The sequence below is a fragment of the Rossellomorea sedimentorum genome (genome assembly GCF_046237645.1).
GTDB lineage: Bacteria > Bacillota > Bacilli > Bacillales > Bacillaceae_B > Rossellomorea > Rossellomorea sedimentorum.
In genome coordinates, this window is record NZ_CP143546.1 from 972478 (window position 1) to 992568 (window position 20091).

The 20091-nt window shown below is 42.1% G+C and carries 18 protein-coding genes; 12 read left to right on the plus strand and 6 right to left on the minus strand.

Going from position 1 to position 20091, the window contains the following annotated elements; all coding sequences use genetic code 11:
• Nucleotides 1–668: 668 nt before the first annotated feature.
• Nucleotides 669–1826: an IS256 family transposase gene (locus V1502_RS04765; RefSeq protein ID WP_409253231.1), complete on the minus strand. Its 1158-nt coding sequence runs from the start codon at nt 1824–1826 to the stop codon at nt 669–671.
• Between the two features lie 273 nt (nt 1827–2099).
• On the minus strand, nt 2100–2711 hold the full coding sequence (locus V1502_RS04770; protein WP_409253232.1) for a nitroreductase family protein: 612 nt from the start codon (nt 2709–2711) through the stop codon (nt 2100–2102).
• Between the two features lie 506 nt (nt 2712–3217).
• Between V1502_RS04770 and V1502_RS04775 the strand changes: the two genes are divergently transcribed.
• From V1502_RS04775 to wrbA, 6 genes are all read left to right on the plus strand, one after another.
• On the plus strand, nt 3218–4120 hold the full coding sequence (locus tag V1502_RS04775) for a hypothetical protein (RefSeq protein WP_409253233.1): 903 nt from the start codon (nt 3218–3220) through the stop codon (nt 4118–4120).
• Nucleotides 4104–4673, plus strand: coding sequence for a hypothetical protein (locus V1502_RS04780; RefSeq protein WP_409253234.1), 570 nt, complete (start codon nt 4104–4106; stop codon nt 4671–4673). The genes V1502_RS04775 and V1502_RS04780 overlap by 17 nt, the downstream gene beginning before the upstream one ends.
• 50 nt (nt 4674–4723) lie before the next feature.
• Nucleotides 4724–5161 carry a large conductance mechanosensitive channel protein MscL gene (gene mscL / locus V1502_RS04785; RefSeq protein ID WP_409253235.1) on the plus strand — a complete coding sequence of 146 codons (438 nt, stop codon included), beginning with the start codon at nt 4724–4726 and terminating at the stop codon, nt 5159–5161.
• Between the two features lie 148 nt (nt 5162–5309).
• On the plus strand, nt 5310–7580 hold the full coding sequence (gene helD, locus V1502_RS04790) for an RNA polymerase recycling motor HelD (RefSeq protein WP_409253236.1): 2271 nt from the start codon (nt 5310–5312) through the stop codon (nt 7578–7580).
• Between the two features lie 285 nt (nt 7581–7865).
• Nucleotides 7866–8696, plus strand: a complete 831-nt coding sequence (locus V1502_RS04795) for an aldo/keto reductase (protein WP_409253237.1) — start codon at nt 7866–7868, stop codon at nt 8694–8696.
• 276 nt (nt 8697–8972) lie between these two features.
• A complete protein-coding gene (gene wrbA / locus V1502_RS04800; protein ID WP_409253238.1) occupies nt 8973–9578 on the plus strand; it encodes an NAD(P)H:quinone oxidoreductase in 606 nt (201 codons plus the stop codon).
• A gap of 489 nt (nt 9579–10067) precedes the next feature.
• On the opposite strand, the gene V1502_RS04805 is transcribed toward wrbA, so the two are convergent.
• Nucleotides 10068–10991, minus strand: a complete 924-nt coding sequence (locus tag V1502_RS04805; protein ID WP_409253239.1) for an RluA family pseudouridine synthase — start codon at nt 10989–10991, stop codon at nt 10068–10070.
• Between the two features lie 174 nt (nt 10992–11165).
• Between V1502_RS04805 and V1502_RS04810 the strand changes: the two genes are divergently transcribed.
• Entirely contained in the window at nt 11166–11561 is a 396-nt protein-coding gene (locus V1502_RS04810; protein ID WP_409253240.1) for a DUF5365 family protein, read from the plus strand.
• An 866-nt stretch (nt 11562–12427) separates the two neighbouring features.
• Here the strand turns inward: V1502_RS04810 and V1502_RS04815 are convergent.
• The 3 genes from V1502_RS04815 to V1502_RS04825 form a co-directional block, all read right to left on the minus strand.
• A complete protein-coding gene (locus V1502_RS04815; protein WP_409253241.1) occupies nt 12428–13336 on the minus strand; it encodes a nuclease-related domain-containing protein in 909 nt (302 codons plus the stop codon).
• Between the two features lie 81 nt (nt 13337–13417).
• Complete coding sequence (locus tag V1502_RS04820; RefSeq protein ID WP_409253242.1) at nt 13418–13885, minus strand: thioredoxin family protein; 468 nt, start codon at nt 13883–13885, stop codon at nt 13418–13420.
• The gene (locus V1502_RS04825; protein ID WP_409253243.1) at nt 13882–14310 is read right to left on the minus strand and encodes a disulfide oxidoreductase; all 429 of its coding nucleotides are present in this window, start codon (nt 14308–14310) and stop codon (nt 13882–13884) included. Before V1502_RS04825 ends, V1502_RS04820 begins: the two co-directional genes overlap by 4 nt.
• Before the next feature lie 215 nt (nt 14311–14525).
• Between V1502_RS04825 and V1502_RS04830 the strand changes: the two genes are divergently transcribed.
• The 5 genes from V1502_RS04830 (at nt 14526) to V1502_RS04850 (ending at nt 19941) form a co-directional block, all read left to right on the plus strand.
• On the plus strand, nt 14526–14741 hold the full coding sequence (locus tag V1502_RS04830) for a hypothetical protein (protein ID WP_409253244.1): 216 nt from the start codon (nt 14526–14528) through the stop codon (nt 14739–14741).
• An 85-nt stretch (nt 14742–14826) separates the two neighbouring features.
• On the plus strand, nt 14827–15378 hold the full coding sequence (locus V1502_RS04835; protein ID WP_409253245.1) for an SDR family NAD(P)-dependent oxidoreductase: 552 nt from the start codon (nt 14827–14829) through the stop codon (nt 15376–15378).
• Nucleotides 15379–15440: 62 nt separating this feature from the next.
• Nucleotides 15441–16982, plus strand: coding sequence for a GNAT family N-acetyltransferase (locus V1502_RS04840; protein ID WP_409253246.1), 1542 nt, complete (start codon nt 15441–15443; stop codon nt 16980–16982).
• A 445-nt stretch (nt 16983–17427) separates the two neighbouring features.
• The gene (locus tag V1502_RS04845; RefSeq protein WP_409253247.1) at nt 17428–19173 is read left to right on the plus strand and encodes a phospho-sugar mutase; all 1746 of its coding nucleotides are present in this window, start codon (nt 17428–17430) and stop codon (nt 19171–19173) included.
• A 45-nt stretch (nt 19174–19218) separates the two neighbouring features.
• The gene (locus V1502_RS04850) at nt 19219–19941 is read left to right on the plus strand and encodes an SDR family oxidoreductase (RefSeq protein ID WP_409253248.1); all 723 of its coding nucleotides are present in this window, start codon (nt 19219–19221) and stop codon (nt 19939–19941) included.
• The last annotated feature ends 150 nt before the right edge of the window (nt 19942–20091 follow it).

A 20091-nucleotide genomic window follows, 5' to 3' on the forward strand; every position in this document is an offset into this window, starting at 1 on the left:
GGGACATCACGTGTATGTTGGCCTGAAAAAGTTGTAAATGGGCCAATGAGAAAGGAAAATCAAGCGGATGTTGGCCCGAAAAAGTTGTAAATGGGCCAATGAGAAAGGAAAATCAAGGGGATGTTGGCCCGAAAAAGTTGTAAATGGGCCAATGAGAAGGGGAAACCAAACGGATGTTGGCCCGAAAAAGCAGAAAATGGGCCAATGAGAAAGGAAAATCAAGCGGATGTTGGCCCGCAAAAGCAGAAAATGGGCCAATGAGAAAGGAAAATCAAGTGGATGTTGGCCCAAAAAAGGAGTAAACGGGCCAATGAGAAAGGAAAATCAAGGGGATGTTGGCCCGAAAAAGGAGTAAATGGGCCAATGAGAAGGGAAAATCAAATGGATGTTGGCCCGAAAAAGGAGTAAATGGGCCAATGAGAAAGGAAAATCAAGCGGATGTTGGCCCGCAAAAGCAGAAAACGGGCCAATGAGAAGGGAAAACGAAGCGGGTGCTGGCCCGCAAAAGCAGAAAACGGACCAATGAGAAGTGGGAAACAGTCAAGTCCTTATTATTGTGTAAATTGTTCTACAATGCTTCAACGATTTATAGGTTTTGATTTTTTGACCGGAAAGGGGGTACCCCCTTTCCGGTCAAAAAATTTCGCGGTTCGCTTTTGCTGCTATCCTCATCTTTTTCTTTTATTTAACTGAAGGTTTTCATTCTCCATCAAGAGGGCCCCTATTAGGCGGAAGGCTGATTGAGTATGCGGAAAGATCCTTATTACTCTTACCCTTCTCTTTATTTCTTGATTGAGGCGTTCGATTGAATTTGTACTTGCAATATTTAGATGGTATTTGTCAGGCTCATTAAGATATTGTATAGAGTCTTCAAACCCTTCATCCAAGATTTCTATAGCCTTTTCTAATTTAGGATTATCTGAATACTTTTTGATAAATTCTTCTTTAGAAGCTCGCGCTTCTTCACTGGAAATCGAATGATAGATTTTCCTTAGCCCATTGATTACTTGTCTCTTGCCTTTTTTAGGTATGTGGTCATTAATATTTCTTTTGAAATGCACGGTACAGCGCTGCCAAGCAGTTCCAATGAATTCACGTTCAATTGCCTTCTTCAAGCCCGAATGGGCATCAGATATCACCAATTTTGGGGATTGTAACCCCCGAGACTTCAACTCCTGGAAAAAGCCCTGCCAAGCTTCAAAGCTTTCCACATGATCGACTTTCAAACCAATAACCTCACGCTTCTTATTTTCATTCATGGCTGTCATAATGTAAACTGCTTTGGAGACTACCTTATTGTGTTCACGAACTTTAATATATGTGGCATCAGCGTAAAGATAAGGGAAGTATTGAACGTTAAGAGGCCGTGTCGCCCACTTATTCACAATGGGATCAAGCTTTTCTGTTAGTGAAGAAACAAAGGATTTCGATACACCCTCTCCGCAAAGCTGTTCAACAATGTTCGTAACCTTGCGAGTAGATATACCGTTTATCACCATTTCAAGCATAGAGAGTGTGAGCGCTTGATCGACACGGGTGAATTTTTCAAACATAGAAGTAGAGAAAGCACCTTCTCGTGTACGTGGCACTCGTAATTTAAGCTTTCCAATTCCAATTAGGAGCTCACGCTCATAATATCCATTTCGATAATCTCTGCGTTCGGAAGAACGTTCATAAGCGCTGACTTGTAAGTATTCATCTCGTTCTTTTTCCATGACGTTGTTTAACACTAATACAATTGAAGATTTCACTATAGTATCAAGATTAGATTCCATAACAGAATCTTTTAAAATATCCAGATCTAGGCTAAACTGTATTTGAGTCATTTTCATTCCTTCTTTCAATGTTTATCGTGGTTGAAAACATTGTTGACAAGAAAGAAGAAAATGACTCTTTCTTTTTACACAATTATATGGACTTAATCGAAAACTAGGCGGATGTTGGCCCGATGCAAAAATCAGGCAAAAGAAAAATCAACAGCCTGCAGCAGTAAGACCATTGCCAAATATTTTTTTTGTCACCTATACAGGCTTGCACCGGAGCAACAACGGGAAAGAACCAAAAAAAGAAGCTGAAAGCCAGCTCATTTAAAGTGTTGTCTATTTAGCCCATGTAATAAGGCTTTTTATATCGAGGCGGTCCGTTTTACGGGCTTCTTTTACAGGCTTTCCGATGGTGATCAACATGATGGGTACATAACGGTCGGAAACATCAAATTCTTCCATTAGTTTTTGGGGATTGAATCCTCCGATTGGACAGGTATCCCAGCCTTTGCCTTTGGCGGCGAGCATCAATTGCATGGCAGCCAATGAGGCGTTACTGAAAGCTGCATCCCGGGGATATTGATCGCGCGAATACGCCCCTTCAATTTGTTTCACGAGGATCTCTTTTAATTCGCTGGTCATGTCACCTTTTTCAATGGAAGGATCGAAAACCGGATCTGCATTTTTATTGGCTTCTAAATCACCAAGTACCGCAATGACAGCAGAGGCATCTACAATTTGCTGCTGGTTATATGCAATCGGAAGCAGCTTTTCCTGCGCTTCTTTATTATGAAACGCGAGAAAATGCCACTGCTGAAGGTTCCACGCAGATGGTGCCCTGCCGGCATATTCGAGTATCTCCACTAATTCGTCTGTGGGAATTTCTATCTTTGGGTTATAATTTTTAGTCGACCGTCTTTCTTTCATAGCATCAAAGATGTTTTCCATGATGGGGCCCCCTTGATTTTGTTAATAAAAATATATTTGTAGTATGTTTAGTTAGCTGATTACTTTTTGTAATTACATTCAATTCAACAGTGCCATCTTATTAAAGAAGACATCATACGTCAAGGGACTCCGACAGCAGAAGGAGTAAATGAGCAGTAAGCCCCATTCAATTAGTCTTAAATGTAGTATTTGACAAGCGATCCAGTTTTAATAATTATTCTCTGCAGTTAGTGAGAAAGGACATATTAGTACGAGGTCTTACGGAAAATTGGTAAACTAAACATAAACTGTAGCTTCCATAAGAAAGGATGGTCATTTTGCTTGGGAACAAAGAAGAGAAAATATTGGTCATTGTTATGTTTGCAGTGGCGGTATTTCTTCTGGCTGCAATAGTAAGAAAGTTTTTCTTTTGATTGGAGAGAGGAGGCATAGTGCTTCCTTTTTTTGCTTATTCCTTCCCTAAGGTAAGATTGCTTCTGTTAAGATGAAAAAGGGGGAGGGAAAATATGAAAATAAAGACATTGAGTCTTATCATCTTATTGTTCCTATTGGTTTTTGGAGGCTTTTATACATATTTGAAAACATCTCAGCTGGAAAAGCCATTATTTCTATCGCATTACTATCAGAAGGAGATCATTGATTCTTCAGTTGACTATATTCCAATCCACTATATTACAAATCAAGATGAGGGGTGGCACCTGGTCAGCGTGAATTCAAAGGAGATTCCCGGTCATTTGATTACTGTGGAGGGTGATTATATCCGTCATCAGGAAGGGGTCTTTCAGCAGCATGAAGCTCATCTTAGTATTGAAGGCATTGAAAAAGACGAATCAGTCCTTCATGAACTGATTTTTACCTTCGCAAATGGAACAGTTGTTGAAGCTGGTATTGGTGAAATTTTATTGGAAAGTCCTGAGCGGAGCAGTCAGGAAGAGCAGGTAGTTCATATTATTGGAGGCGGAAGCAGTAATCAAGGAGAATCTTTTTCTTTCATGAATATTAACAGAGATGCCCGGTTGACAGATGTTACCCTGCAATTCACAGAAATTTTATCTCCAGCTTTAAAATTGGCTTGGGATACAGTGTCAGAAACGGTAGATCCAGAAGCTGTAGATATCGAGGATATAAAATCCAAGGGCGATCTAAAAAAGCTAACCCACATCGAGCTTCCCGTTGAATTGGAGGCTGATGAGAGACTGAGATTGAATGCTGTCATGGATAAAGAGTCTATGTTTAAAAATGATATCCATGCGATAGAGGCAGATATTACAGGAACATTTGTAACAGATGGAGGAGAAATCCAGCAAAATTTAATGAGGATTAATGAACAGCCCTACTTAACCTCCAAACAGATTAAAGAGCTGAAAAAACTCAGGGAAGAGGGAAGAAAGAGTGGAGAAGGCAATTAAATTATTGGTATGGGGTCTTCTGATTTTACTTATTGATATCAAAATTAACACATTTGACCTCGTTCATGACGTCTTTGGGTACATCTTACTGTACAAGGGTTTGCAGTTTCTTCCTCATTCAAAATGGGCACTTTATGCCAAAACGTCCGCAATCATTCTGGCTCTGTTGTCTGTGTTTGAAGTGTTAGGGGTTGGAAATATTAACTTGAATGAAATCGATAAGGACTTTACATGGAGTATTGCAGCAGTAGGAATCATTTCAATCATAGCGCTGTTTTTTCATATGAATTTGCTTTCTGCTCTGCTCTTTGTGATACCGAATGAGGACATACAAAGCTCTGTGGGGAAATTTAGGCGCTTCTATTTTGGAGTTCAGCTAATGATCATATTAACATTACCTGCAACATTGGTCTTAAGGGACATGGCAGCGGAATATCTCATCTTCATTATCATCTCAGGATTGATAGTCGAGATTTTCTATATTGTAAATATTAATTCGTTTAAACAATATATCCCTTCTTCAGAACTTCTTAATCAAACCCCTCCAGCATAAAGTGTTACAAGGGTTGAAAAGCCTAAAACATGAGCGGGCACGGAGGAGATATGTGGAAAGAATTTAAGGAATTTATTTCAAGGGGAAATGTATTCGATTTAGCCGTTGCTGTCATGATAGGGGCTGCCTTCAGCAAGATCGTCGAGTCCCTGGTCAAAGATATGATGATGCCTGTTATCGGAATCCTGTTTGGCGGGGTGAACTTTGCCGGGCTGAGCTACCGGATCAAGGCAGAAGTGATTCATTATGGAGTCTTTATCCAGACTCTTGTGGATTTCTTTATAGTGGCAGGTTCTATTTTCCTCATGATTAAGGTATTCAACCGGCTGAGGGGAAAAGGGAAATCCTATGAAATCAAATCTTCCACTCAGTTGGAAGTTCTGGTGGAGATACGTGAGTTATTAAAAAAAATGCAGGATGATAAAGAAGGCGTGCATCCCCCCATCCAAGGAAGAAGAACGTCCATCCGATTTAAGAAGAGAGACTGATGCAAAGAACTACTTTGTGTCGGTCTATTTTTTGATTGGGATTGTCATCGTCCCACTTTTCTGATAATATATTCTTCTGCTCACCAAAACGCCTACATAATTGTCAACTTTCTCCATTGCGGCTGAAAACAAATGAAGGGAGAAATATATGACGAACGAAACTCACAATCACCCCGATTTACCAAAGGAAAAAGACAGACTCGAATTCACGAAACGCTACATCGATGTCGTTATACAAACTGCCCAAACAAGCAAAGACCAGTTCAAGGAAAATATCGAAAACGCCTTCGGTGATGTCGATTGGCTGGAATCGTCCGCGGCTTATATCGATATTCTGACAAACGCCAGCTTTTTTGAAATGTCAAAAGAGGAGTTGGAAGCGCTTCAAAAGGCAAAGAAAAAGCCCTATTTTGCCCGGATCGACTTCAAGCATGATGAATCATCCGAAGAAGAAAGGCACTATATTGGGAAGACGTCGCTCTATCAGCGTGAAAACCAGGAACAGATCATAGTAGATTGGCGGTCACCCATTGCAACCTTGTACTATGAGGGACGGATAGGTGACGTTTCCTATGAGGCAGAAGACGAAACTTACCATGGCCACCTGTCCTTAAAAAGACAGTATATGATTGAGGATGGCCGCCTGGAGGAGATTCGTGATATTGACTTGACCACCACCGATGAACTGCTTCAAGAGTCGCTTTCGAAAAGCTCCAGTAACCGATTGACTGAAATTATTTCCACCATCCAGGAAGAACAGAACAGGATTATCCGGGCCGATCTGAATAAGCCGATCATTGTCCAGGGAGCGGCTGGAAGTGGAAAGACAACCATTGCACTTCACCGGATTTCCTATTTTATCTACAACTACAAACAGCATTTCGACCCTCGCCAGCTCATGATTCTTGCACCAAGCAGACTGTTCATCGATTACATTTCGGAGGCTCTGCCTGAACTCGGAGTGGAAAAAGTGCGGCAGACAACGTTCAGTGAATACGTTATGACTTGTTTGGAAAAAGAGCTGAAACTGGCGGAAGATAACAAACTGATCCGCTTGATCGAAAACACGGATGATGAAGCCAAACAGGCCGCCTGGATATCAGGTTGGAAGGGCTCAAGGGATTTCCGAAAGATTCTAGACGCCTATATTGCCGATATTGAAAGCAGATTTTATCCGACTGAGGACTTTGTCATAGACAAGTACCGGCTATTCTCTGCGAAAAAATTCACTTCTCTTTTAAAAGAGGATTATACGTACATGCCCATTTACAGAAGAGTGGAGAAGTTGAAGCTTCTGTTGCAGAGTTATGTTCGATCCAATAAAAAAATGATGGTTGATAAGGTAGAGAAGTTTTTTGACGACAAGATTGAAAAGGCCCTCTACCATAAGAAATATGCAGCGAACCGGAAGGAATACATCTCCAAAGCGCTGGATAAAAAAGATGAGCGCATGCAGGAAATCCAGAAAGCAATTCGCACCGGTTTGTCCCAGTACATGAAACAGTTTGAAAAGAAAACGCTGATTCAATACTATCAAGAATTATTTTCCGATTGGGATAAACTTGTGGAGTATGGAAATGGCGGGCTTTCCGGGCAACAGGCAAGGGAGATATGTGAATATACTCTGAAAAGGTTGAAAAGGAAAACGTTTGAAATGGAAGACCTTGCACCGCTTCTCTATTTACAGACCGCTCTTTACGGTGTGGATTCTTTTTATAAAGCCAAAAACGTCGTCATCGATGAAGCCCAGGATTACAGTTATATGCAGCTGTATGCGCTGAAAACAGCCCTGCAGACAGACATGTTTACCCTTGTCGGCGACCTGGCCCAAGGCATACATTCGTACCGGGGGCTGGAGTCTTGGGAACCTGTGTACAGGGAGATATTCCCGCGTGCGACTTATACGGAGCTGCAAAAAAGTTATAGGACAACCATTGAAATCATGGATGAAGCGAATAAACTTTTAAAAAAACTTCCCAATGAGTTTCCTGAAGTTAATCCGGTAGTGAGGCACGGTGATAAGCCGGAATTCTATTCCTATGAAAAGGAAGAAGAATTAGTAGAAAGCTTGTCCGATCTGATTAGAGGTTTGAGGGAAGAAGAAGACTTTCAGACATTTGCGGTAATAGGAAAGACAATGAGGGATTGTGAAAAAATAGCAGCTCTGTTGGAGACGGAATTCACTGGCGGGGTCAAACTGCTGGCAGAACAGGAAAGCATTCCGAAAGACAGGATCGTTGTTGTTCCTTCTTATCTATCAAAAGGCCTCGAATTCGATGTTGTCGTCATCGCTTCTGTTGACGAACAGTATAAAGAAGAAAACGAGCTTGATATAAAGCTCCTTTATGTGGGGATGACCCGACCGCTGCACCGGCTGTATTTCTTCGGGAAATGCAAATCCGATTTTCTATTGAACTAGCTGACAATGCCCTTTCCTATAGGCTCTTTTCGTAAACTTTGTTGCTATTTAATGCAAACTTTAAAAAGTATCTACTTAATTAACCAGAAATAGCCTGATAATCAAGGAAGAAAAGAGCTAATACACCTTGTTCATAGAAAAAAGCCCTTGTCTCCAAGGGAAAAATCCGGCTCTTTGGATTTTTCCGAGAGCACAATATATACGAAAACAGCGTTCCTCTTAAAACGTGAAGGGCATTCTTTCGCGTTTTCTTTTACAGGTTTGTACAATAGACAAAAGGAGGTAATGGAATTGCTTAAGAATCTGCAAAGTACACGAAAGCTGCATAACGGGGTGGAAATCCCATATGTCGGACTCGGAGTCTATAAAATGGAAGATCATGACGAAGCGGTGAAGGCGATTGAAACTGCGATCGAGCTCGGTTATAGATCCATTGACACAGCTTCCTTTTATGATAATGAAGAGAGTGTGGGACAGGCCGTAAAAGAGTCAGGGGTCAGCAGGGAAGACCTTTTCATTACATCCAAGGTATGGAACACCGACCAGGGTTACGATGCCACTTTACACTCTTTTGAAGAAAGCTTGAAACGGCTTGATATGGAATATATGGACCTTTATCTCATTCACTGGCCGGTATCCGGAAAATATAAAGACACATGGAAAGCATTTGAACGGCTTTATAATGAAGGCCTTATCAAAGCGAGCGGTGTGAGTAATTTCAAACAGCATCACCTGGAAGATTTGATGAAAAACAGCAATGAGAAACCGGTCATTAACCAGGTGGAGCTCCATCCAAGATTAACCCAGCAGTCATTACGTGACTTCTGCCGAGAGCACAATATAGCGGTAGAAGCATGGTCGCCGATTGCCCGTGGAAGACTCCTGGACGAACCAACATTGAATCATATAGCAGACAAATATAACAAAACAGCGGCGCAGGTCATCCTCCGCTGGCATCTTCAAAACGACACGGTCATCATTCCAAAATCAGTCCACAAAAGCAGGATGAAAGAAAATATCGATCTCTTCGACTTCCAATTGAGCTTGGAAGACATGAATAGAATCAACTTATTGAATATGGATGAAAGATACGGGGCCGACCCCGATGACTTTTAAGCATCACCGCATTAAAGCACTAAGAGGGACAGTCCCTCTTAGTGCTTTAATGTGTTAAAGAGACATTTCTTGTTTGACAGACAACCTGGAAAGGCGTTATAATTATCTCGAATTAAAGATAAATATTTTCAAACTAATCGAGTTCAAAATGTTTAGTTTAAGTATTATAGGGAAATGTATGGGGTAGTGACAATGTCTGAATCCTGTATATCTTGGGAAGAATTTAACCTGTTCAAGGTTAAAAATATATAGTAAGGAAAAGGAGAGTTTTTCAACATGGCTAATATTGCGGTTATTTATTACAGCTCTACAGGAACAAATTATCAGCTTGCTCAGTGGGCAGAGGCAGCTGCTAAAGAAGCAGGTGCAGAAGTAAAATTACTAAGAGTAGAAGAAATCGCTCCACAAGCGGCTATTTCTTCAAATCCTGCATGGGAGCAGCACCTTGAGAACACAAAAGATGTTCCGGTAGCTTCAAATGATGACCTTGAGTGGGCAGACGGAATCATTTTCAGCATTCCTACACGTTTCGGAAACGTACCGGGACAAGTGAAACAATTCCTTGACGGTACCGGCGGCCTTTGGGCACAAGGGAAATTGGCGAATAAAGTGGTCAGCGCTATGTCCTCAGCTGCCAACTCACATGGCGGTCAAGAGCAGACAATCCTTGCCCTTTATACATCAATGATGCATTGGGGAGCAATTATTGCATCACCGGGTTATACTGATCAATCACTATTCGCTGCAGGCGGAAACCCGTACGGCACAAGCGTAACAGTTAGCCAGGAAGGCAACATGGTAGAGGATGTTGAAGCAGCTGTTAAGCACCAGGCGAAACGCACAGTAGCTGTAACAGAAGCTGTGAAGAACGGCTTGAAATAATTTTTAAAATAAAAAGCAGGTATCCACTGGGGATATCTGCTTTTTTAGTCTATGGATTTACTTCGGTAGATAACTTTTACTTGTGTGTTTATCGTCTAGCTTCAGCGCGGTGTCCCCCGGGGCAAATAACCCTGGTTCGCCTTTTTTCTCCATTGCCTGAGGGGGCTAATCAGGGCGCTTTCGCTTTTGTTCCCAGGAGCCTGTATAGGAAACAGCTTAGCAAATGGTTGTTTCAGCTTTTTGAACTTCACCATTCTGATCATCAATTTGTGCACTGCCGCTCTCACAGTTTTCTCCATTTTCCCAGTGGATGATATATCTGTCCCTTTTATGACTCACAGATGTTATTTTAACTTCTCCTGTGCTGCTAGAGCTGTAATCAATAACAATTGCATTCGCTTGCTCTTGCGAAATTTTTGGCTCTGGGCTCCCCCCCAGACGAGATTAAAAGGAGCAGTGGCAAACTGAATAGGATAGAGTCCATTCGCTTCATCCATTCAACCTCTTGTTAAAAAATGCAGGAAACAACGGCGGCTCATCAAGAAAGGGTGCTTCAAAAGACAATACCTTTTCAGTCAATGGATGATGAAGTTCAATATACTTAGCATGAAGGGCCTGCCTGCCGACAATCGGCTTTCCTCCATACAAGGTATCTCCTGCAAGCGGGTGTCCGATCGAACTCATATGTACACGAATCTGATGAGTTCTTCCTGTATCGAGGCCCAACTGCACCAGGCTGAGGTTCTTTTCTTTATTGTGTTGGAGCAATTGATAATGTGTGGTTGCTGCCTGGCCTGAGGGAGAGACTCTTCTGCGTGTATTATGATGCCTGTCCCGGCCGATTGCTTTGGTGATACTTCCTTTTTTGTTTGTGATTAGCCCATGGACGATTGCCCAGTAGGTTCTCTTGATTTTTCTTTCTGCCAGGAGCCTGTCCAGTATTCCTTTCACAAGGGCATGCTTAGCAAAAATGACCGCGCCTGTCGTATCCTTGTCAAGCCGGTGGATATGCTGGGCATCCACCTTTTCTCCTTTTTGTTGAAGATGCCAGGCCACGGCATTGGCAAGGGTATCCGTTTCAGAAGCCGGATTGTTAGGATGGGTGTTCATGCCCGCCGGCTTGTTGACGATCAACATGTGGGCATCTTCATATAAAATATGCAGAGGCCCTTCGGCAGGAATGACGCCGAAATCTTTTCCACTGATAGAAAAGTGAAGTTCTTCCCCTTGTTTAAGAGGCAGAGTCCAATTTAACGGCTCCCCCTTTATTGTGATGGCTTTATCCATCCTCAACTGATGAACCGTTTTTTTAGGTGCCTGCCAAATGTCCCGCATCAATGCTTCCGCTGTTACATTCTCCCATTTCGCAGGGATGGAAATAACAAAAGCGGGACCTTTTTCATATTCATTCATGCAAAAACTCCTTTTTTCGTGTAAATATGACTTTTAAATAGTGAAATAATCCTTGTTTTTAATTAGTTCTGATGTCATCATGGCTATAATTACCACCCGGAAAGAACTATATTTATGGTATTCTTAGAATAACTATTACATAGAGATGTCAATCGTTACAAAGGTGGGTTAAAATTGAAAATCCTATTAGCTTCCACAGAGGAACAGGAAGATACTATTCAAGAACTGATATCGTACATTTATTGTACTATTTTCCCTCGTTATTTTACAGATGACGAAATCGAACAATTTGAAGAACTACAGGTACTACATACGGAGACGGTGCATACAAAATATAATGGAACGTTGAAAGAAGCTTTCCAACTGATCTCCAGTCTTCAGACACTCATTTCTTTGATCGAGGCAGACTCCTCACAAACTGATTATGAAGAAATGTACGACCATAATCTGTGTATCCTGAAGAGCTTCAACTTATTTTTCCCATTTGAGCTGGAACACTTCCGGAAATCCTGTTCCTATCACGACAAAGTCAGCCTTTATGCCAGACCGGCCAATCAGCTGCTCGTTTAAAAAATTGCCCCTTTATTGTATAAAATAGGCAGGAGGAGGCATACTTATAACTAATCATGAAGAGATCCTCACCAATCTCTTCGTTGATTCATCTTGTAATTCTCCTCTATAATTCTGCCTTGTGCAGGATCATCAACCACTGAGTACCTGGTAGGTGCTTGGTGGTTTTTTGTTTTTGTGGGGTGGGGAAGGGTGGAACGGCTTATTAAAAGTAGTCTAGCCAAATAATTAAGCGGTTCTGGCAGAAGCAACACATTATAGGATGGTGGTAGTTTGTTTAATGGATTGATTCCGAGAGAAACACCGTAATATAAAAGGGTCCGCGCTGTATAATGGGGTGATTCCGAGAGAAACACCGTAATATAAAAAGATCCGCGCTGTATAATAGGGTGATTCCGAGAGAAACACCGTAATATAAAAGGATCCGCGCTGTATAATAGGGTGATTCCGAGAGAAACACCGTAATATAAAAGGATCCGCGCTGTATAATGGGGTGATTCCGAGAGAAACACCGTAATATAAAAGGATCCGCGCTGTATAATGGGGTGATTCCGAGAGAAACACCATAATATAAAAGGGTCCGCGCTGTATAATGGGGTGATTCCGAGAGAAACACCGTAATATAAAAGGATCCGCGCTGTATAATGGGGTGATTCCGAGAGAAACACCGTAATATAAATGGGTCCGCGCTGTATAATAGGGTGATTCCGAGGGAAACACCGTAATATAAAAGGATCCGCGCTGTTTAATGGAGTGATTTCGAGAGAAACACCGCAATATAAAAGGATCTGCGCTGTATAATTGAGTGATAACAGAGAAAAAAGGCTATTTCTAACCAAGCCCTTTATTAAATTGTAAGATTGCACCTAATTTTCGTTTACATAATGAGAGCCTCTTCCTGTTTTTATTAGCTTAAGGTTACTTACTAGAATCCTTTGCATAGTGTCGGGACTTTTAACTATAGAACACCAGTCCATTGCTCTTGAGATAGTAATTTTATCATCAGGAAACAATAGCTTAAACTCCTCAATTGTCCTCAAAACAGCTGAATAAGCGTTCTCACGCCCTCCACAAGAACTGCATGTTAAGGTAGACCTCACGTATTCCCCATAAAACCTACCACAATCAGGACATACAATCCCCTTCCTTAATTCGTCATACCGATAATCCGGTAGCTGGACATAAGGATTCTCCGCAACAGTAGAGGAGATCAAGTTCTTGGCAAGTTCTGTATGAGTCTTTTTTAGAAAGGAGGGGGTATAATTCAATTTTTCGATAAAGCGTTTTAGTTGAGTGGGGTAAATGATCGGAAGGTCGACAGGGGCGTTATACAGGTAGAAGCTGGGGTTAACGAAGACCGCGATTGATCGGATGGGGATCTTGCAGCCAAGGTTATCCAAAATTTTTCGGAGGACAGGTTCATTTCTTTTTAACTGAAGGATGGGGTTCTTGGTGTCAGTGCCGTCCGTTCTGAGAAGCTCATCGCCTTCTAACATATGGTCGCCCTCGTAGTTTTTGACTTCGAATGAATAGATGAGTTTGGAAGTCAGCAGGATGGTATCGATTTGCACAAAAGTGGAGTTCGGCATGAACTGCATGTCCGGCAACAGAATTCTATCCTCCAGGACAGGCTCCAGCCACTGATCGAAAAGCTTCTCTCCATTAAACCCTTTTTCCAACCCGGCAAAGTACTGTTTCTCTTTAGCGTTTAGTTTTTTACGAGAATCAAGAGACTTATAAACCTTTAACTCATCAGACTCCAATCGTTCTTTCAATAAACATCACTCCTTTTAAAACATCATACCATAAAATTCCATATTAAAAACAGCCCCCCACAGGAGGACTGTCCATAATAGTTATTTCACATTTTCATTAAACCAGTTTTCAAATGTTTCTTCTGGTTGTGAGCTGACGATACGGGCTGTTTCCTCACCATTTTCAAAGTGAATGATGGTCGGTGTGCCTTCAATATTGAACTGATCCCACGCTTGTTCAAACTCCAAGACGTTATATTGAACAAGGTCAATTCCCATTTCTTCTGCCATCGGCGCTACAATTGGTGTTGTCACTTTACAATGAGAACAAGTCGGGCTGTAGAAATAAACTGTCACATCCTCACCGTTTGCAAGCTTTGCTTCAAGCTCTTCCGGCAAGATTAAGTTTTGATAATTGGGATCATCAAGCAGGTCGATGGTTGCCGGCTGCAGATCCGCTTTATTATAAGGATTGCCTTCTGCGGCTTGATCCTGCTGCATCTTGGTCACCACAGCAATGGCTGCAAAGATACCGATAATAACTACTAAAAAGATAATGACTTTTTTCATTTTTTATTCTCCCTTGCTGTTTTTAAGAGTAAAAGACTGCATAAAAAGATGATGATGAATGCGGTAAGAGCTAAAAATGGAATTGTGACGAAGCCAAGCCAGTTGATATATTCCCCTGTACATGGAACCCGGCCACAGGCAGGTGCAGTATTATAAAGAAAATCTACTTTTTGCAATGAATAATGATACAGGGAAGTCAATATACCGATTCCGGATAATACCAATGAATAAATGGCAATCGAGGCATCTTTTTTTACAGCGGCAATACCAAGAATCACAGCCATCGGATACATGATGATGCGCTGATACCAGCACAAGATGCATGGTTCATATTGCTTTATTTCTGAAAAATACAAGCTTCCGAGCGTCGCAATCAACGCAGCGGCCCAAGCGGTTAATAACAGATTTTCAATTTTCTTTTCCATGATCGTTTCCTTTCCTATAGTACTAACTCAGATTATAGTATGTCCTGTTAGATAACGTAAAACCTTTAGCACTAAGTTTATCACAAAAATCAGAAAGAAGGACATAGGTCTGTCACATACTGTGCAAACAGGAGATTGGTCCCATTCTAATTACAATTTGCCTTGACGGATCGATGAGCTTTATACTGAAAAATATAAAAACAGGAGGCGGTCGTATGAACGGAAAGAAAGAAATAAAAATACATGAAGACATGGATTATTTAGAAATTAGTAAATTATATTATGAAGCAGGATACACTTTTGAAGAAAAGATGGAAGATATATATAGACAGCTGGGTCATGTATGGGAAAGAGTCCAAAAAGAAGTCACGGAAAGAATAAGGCAGCAGGAACAGGTAAACCAAGGAAAAGATCGTGAAAAAGATAAGTGATCTTCAATTTCTAATGAATAAATCAGCCTACCTAAGCTCTCTTTACAGGGGGTTTTTTTAATAAGCAAAGGAAGGTGAATATGCCATGAAAAAAATTTTAGTGATCGGCGGAACGGGTATGCTCGGTGGTGCAGTTGAACACCTAATGAAACAAGGCAATAAGGTAACCGTACTATCCAGGTCGCATGGTAAATACGAGAGGATGCTCGCAAAGCATGGGCTCGAACCGGAAGAAGTGGACTTCATGACGGCAGATTATTTTGACAGAGACGCATTAGTACAAGTCTTGAATGCGCATATTAAAGCCAATGGACCATTTGATCAAGCAGTGATTTGGATGAGAAGCACGGCAATAGAATCCTTCAATGCTGTATTGGATATTTTGAGCAGGCACAGCGAAACTGTCGATGTCTTTAAGGTGAACGGAAGTGCGGCAGCCCATACTACTCTGCCGTTTGAATTTCACCAGACAATAATCATGCATCATATCATTTTAGGGTTTAAAATAGAGAATGGAGAATCCAGATGGCTGACAAATGATGAAATTTCAGAAGGGGTCATTTCTGCATTGACAAGCGGGGTTCCTATCACAATCACTGGAGTAACAGACCCCTGGGATAAGCGGCCGGGCTATTAGTTTGAAGCCCGCGGGCTGCAGGGTAAAATGTAAAGATGAGTGTAAAAGGAGTGTTTCTATAAATGTCAGAGAAATTGGATTTATCTCAGTTTGAGAAAAAAATGATCATACGGCAAATGCAGCATAAGGACATCAACGATATCATTCAGATGCAAAGTGTCTGTTTCCCGGGAATGGAACCATGGAAACCTGAACATCTTGAAAGTCATTTGGAAGTTTTCCCTGAAGGACAGCTGGTAGCTGAACTTGAAGGAGAAATCATCGGTTCTTGTTCAAGTTTGATCATCAACTTCGATGAATATGATGACCGCCATTCATGGGATGATGTCACCGACAATGGCTACATCACCAACCATAATCCCGATGGATATAACCTTTATGGTATTGAGGTGATGGTGCATCCAGAATACCGGCGGATGAAGGTAGGGCACCGTTTGTATGAAGCAAGGAAAGAACTTGCCCGCCAGCTGAACCTGAAGAGCATCATCATCGGCGGCCGCATACCGAACTTCCATAAGCATGCAGAGGAAATGTCTCCGAGGGAGTATGTTGATTCTGTTTCCAGGCATAAAATTTATGATCCGGTCCTGTCTTTCCAGCTTATGAATGGATTTACACTGATGAGGATCAATCCAAACTACCTGCCGGATGATATGAAATCGCAAAAGTATGCCACATTGATGGAATGGAATAACGTCGATTATCGTCCATCGAGCAAAAGGCATTTTAAGACAAGCTACCCTGTCAGGATTTGTGTCGTCCAATATATGATGAGGAAAATTAACTCATTTGAAGAATTTGCGAACCAGGTTGAATATTTCACAGATGTTGCCTCGGATGCAAAATCTGATTTTGTTGTCTTCCCGGAAATCTTCACGTCCCAGCTGATGTCATTCCTGGATGAAAAATCACCAAGTATGGCAATCCGCAAGCTGACTGAATACACGGAAGAATACATTGAACTGTTCACAGACCTGGCTGTCCGCTACAACGTCAACATCATCGGCGGATCTCACTTCGTAAAAGAAGAAGATGAAGAAATCTATAATATTGCTTACCTGTTCCGCCGTGACGGTACGATTGAAAAGCAATATAAAATTCATATCACGCCGAATGAACGCAAGTGGTGGGGCATCAGTCCGGGAGACCGGGTCAAAGTCTTCGATACAGACTGCGGAAGGATCGCCATCCAAATCTGTTACGACATCGAGTTCCCTGAACTGGCAAGGATTGCTACTGATAGAGGGGCGAAAATCATATTCACTCCGTTCTGTACAGAAGACCGCCAAGGCTATTTAAGAGTGCGCTATTGCGCGCAGGCCCGTGCGGTGGAAAATCAGATCTACACGGTTATTTCCGGTACTGTCGGAAACCTTCCACAAACGGAAAATATGGACATTCAGTATGCCCAGTCGGCAATCTTTGCTCCTTCTGATTTTGAATTTGCACGCGACGGCATCGTCGGAGAAACGAACCCGAATATTGAAATGGTGATGATCGGGGATGTCGATCTCGAAGTTCTTCGCCGCCAACGCCAGTCGGGTACAGTCAGACAGCTGAAAGACCGCCGTCATGATGTGTATGAAGTAAAATATAAAAAATAATATTCTTGAAAGGCCGCTGATACAGCGGTCTTTTTATTAGTGGAATGCCATCTGCCAGTCCAATCGTCTGCTCACAGGGTTCAGCAGCAGAAAGGATAGAGGTCGTCAAAAGAGTGTTTTGACGTCATGGAATCAGGAGAGGGACTCGATGCCGTCTCAAAAGTGCATAGGCGTAAATACAAAGAGGTTTTGGTGCGGATAATGAGGAATAGATGTCATGATTTCGACAAAGCCCCTTGAGATGTGAATGAGTTCCTATGCTGACTAATCATTAGCAGGAAATCTTCAGATGCTGCTCCTCCTCAAAATTCCTTGTCACAAACGGTCTATATGATAATATAAAAGGGATGAAAAGGTTGTCAAAAAAAGGCGGATTCTTTTAAAAGGAAAATTCAGATCCACCAAGAATTACATATAGTAAGTCATCGATAGGAGGAGATTAAACTTGAATTGGAAATCGGCTTGGGAAAAATGGGATTCATTTGCGGAACTTGATAGCGAAATGCGCGGGCTTCTGGCTGAAATGAAAGAGGATGAAAAGAGTCTGGAAGATGCGTTTTACAAAAATTTAGAGTTTGGTACAGGCGGTATGCGCGGAGAAATCGGTGCAGGGATCAACCGTATGAATGTTTATACAGTGCGCAAGGCTTCAGAGGGCCTGGCTCAATACATAATTTCTCATGGTGAAGAAGCGAAAAAACGCGGAGTCGCCATTGCTTATGATTCCCGGCATAAGTCTCCGGAATTTGCTATGGAGGCAGCTAAAACATTGGCATCCAACGGAATTCAGACGTATGTTTTTGATGAGCTGAAACCGACGCCTGAACTTTCTTTTGCTGTAAGGTACTTAAAAGCGTTTTCCGGCATTGTTGTGACGGCGAGCCATAATCCGCCTGAGTACAACGGTTATAAGGTTTATGGAGAAGACGGAGCACAGCTTCCTCCGAAAGAAGCAGACGAAGTCATCTCAAAAGTAAATGAAATCGAGAATGAGCTTCAAATCAATGTGAAATCTGAAGAGGAGTTAAAAGAGGCGGGCCTCATAAAAATGATTGGAGAAGAAATCGACCAATCTTACCTTGAGCACCTTCTGTCCATCTCAGAAAAACCGCAAATTGCGAAAGAAGTGGATCTCAGCATCGTGTTTTCACCTCTTCATGGAACAGCCTTGAAGATGGTGGAAAGAGGCTTGGATGCCCTAGGTTATACCGATGTCCATATCGTTAAGGAACAGTCGGCGCCTGATCCGGAATTCTCTACAGTTAAATCTCCAAACCCAGAAGATAAAGCGGCATTTGAGCTTGCCATTCGTGACGGGAAAGAAAAAGATGCAGATATTCTAATCGCAACAGATCCGGATGCGGACCGCCTTGGTGTTGCCGTTAAGGACCAAAACGGTGAATATATTCTGTTAACAGGAAATCAGACCGGGGCCGTTCTGATCGATTATATTCTTGGCAGAAAGAAAGAAAAGAATATGATGCCAGAAAATGGACGAGTGTTCAAAACCATCGTAACATCCGAGTTGGGCCGCAAAGTGGCTGAATCCTACGGTGCATCGGTGGAAGATGTATTGACAGGCTTTAAATTCATCGGTGAAAAAATTAAGAACTATGAACAGTCCGGGAAGTATCAGTTCTTGTTTGGGTATGAAGAAAGCTATGGTTATTTGATCGGAGATTTCGCCCGTGATAAGGATGCGGTTCAGGCTGTTCTGATGGCCGTTGAAGCTGCAGCATACTTTAAACAGCAAGGAAAAACGCTATATGACGCTTTGTTAGATCTTTATGAGCGATTCGGGTACTATCAGGAAGGGCTGGAGTCCCTGACGTTGAAAGGGAAAGAAGGCGCTGAGCAGATTCAGTCCATCCTTTCAAGTTTCCGTGAAGAGCCTCTTAAAGAAATCAGCGGGCTGGCCGTTATGAAATATGAGGACTACAAAACAAGCCTGAGCACCACGCTGGAAAATGGACTGGAAGAAATCATTTCACTTCCAAAGTCCAACGTCATCAAGTACTTCCTTGAAGACGGCTCCTGGATTTGTCTCCGTCCATCTGGAACGGAACCAAAGATCAAGTTCTATTTCAGTGTTACAGGAAATTCACTCAGCGAAAGCCAAGTAAAGTTAAATGGGTTAAAACAAGCCCTGATGGAAAAAATAGATAATATGGTAAACTCTTTTGCAGGATAAGGCCTGGGCCTTTCCTGCTTTTCACCGTAGAAAGGATGAGACATAATGTTAGAAAATCAAGTTGCCATCGTGACAGGAGCATCAAGGGGCATTGGTACGGAAATTGCCCGCCAATTGTTGAAGAACTCTGTGAAAGTTTCGTTAGTCGGAAGCTCTGCACAGATTCATGAGACAGCGGAAACATTAATGAGTGAAGGATTTGACCAGCTGCACGCAATCCAAGCTGATGTGGCCAATGAACAAGATGTCACCAGAGCAGTGGAGGAAACCGTCAAGCACTTTGGGAAGGTTGATATCTTGGTTAATAATGCAGGCATCGGTTTCTTCAAGCCGACGGAAGAAGTGACATCAGAAGAGTGGAGAAAACTGTTTGACGTTAATGTTCATGGTGTCTTCCATTTTTCGAAAGCGGTCCTTCCATACATGAAGGAGCAGAAGTTCGGCACCATCCTTACCATTTCCTCGGATGTTGCCCGTTACACCATTCCTAATGGATCCGCTTATGTCGCCAGCAAATATGCTGTTCAGGGATTCTGCGGTTCCTTGGCACAGGAAGTAAGGGAGTATGGCATCAGGGTCGGTACTGTAAATCCTGGAATGGTCGATACTTACTTCGCAGATTCTAAACAGGGACTTCAAGAAAAAGCGGACTGGCTGAAAGTGGAGGATATTGCGAGTGCTGTTGTGTATATGGCTTCAGCGCCAAAGCATATGATGATTGATGAAATGAAGATCCACCCTTTTGCCCAGGACTACCCAATAGGCTGATGAAAGAGCAGGCAGACAACCGTTTGCCTGTTTTTATTTTTGTGAATTTTGAATGGTGGAAGGAATTCACTTGGGAAGAAGTCGAACTATACAAAGAGAACACTTTCTACTGCAAAAGTCGTAGACAGCTTCATACATATGGGGCATCAC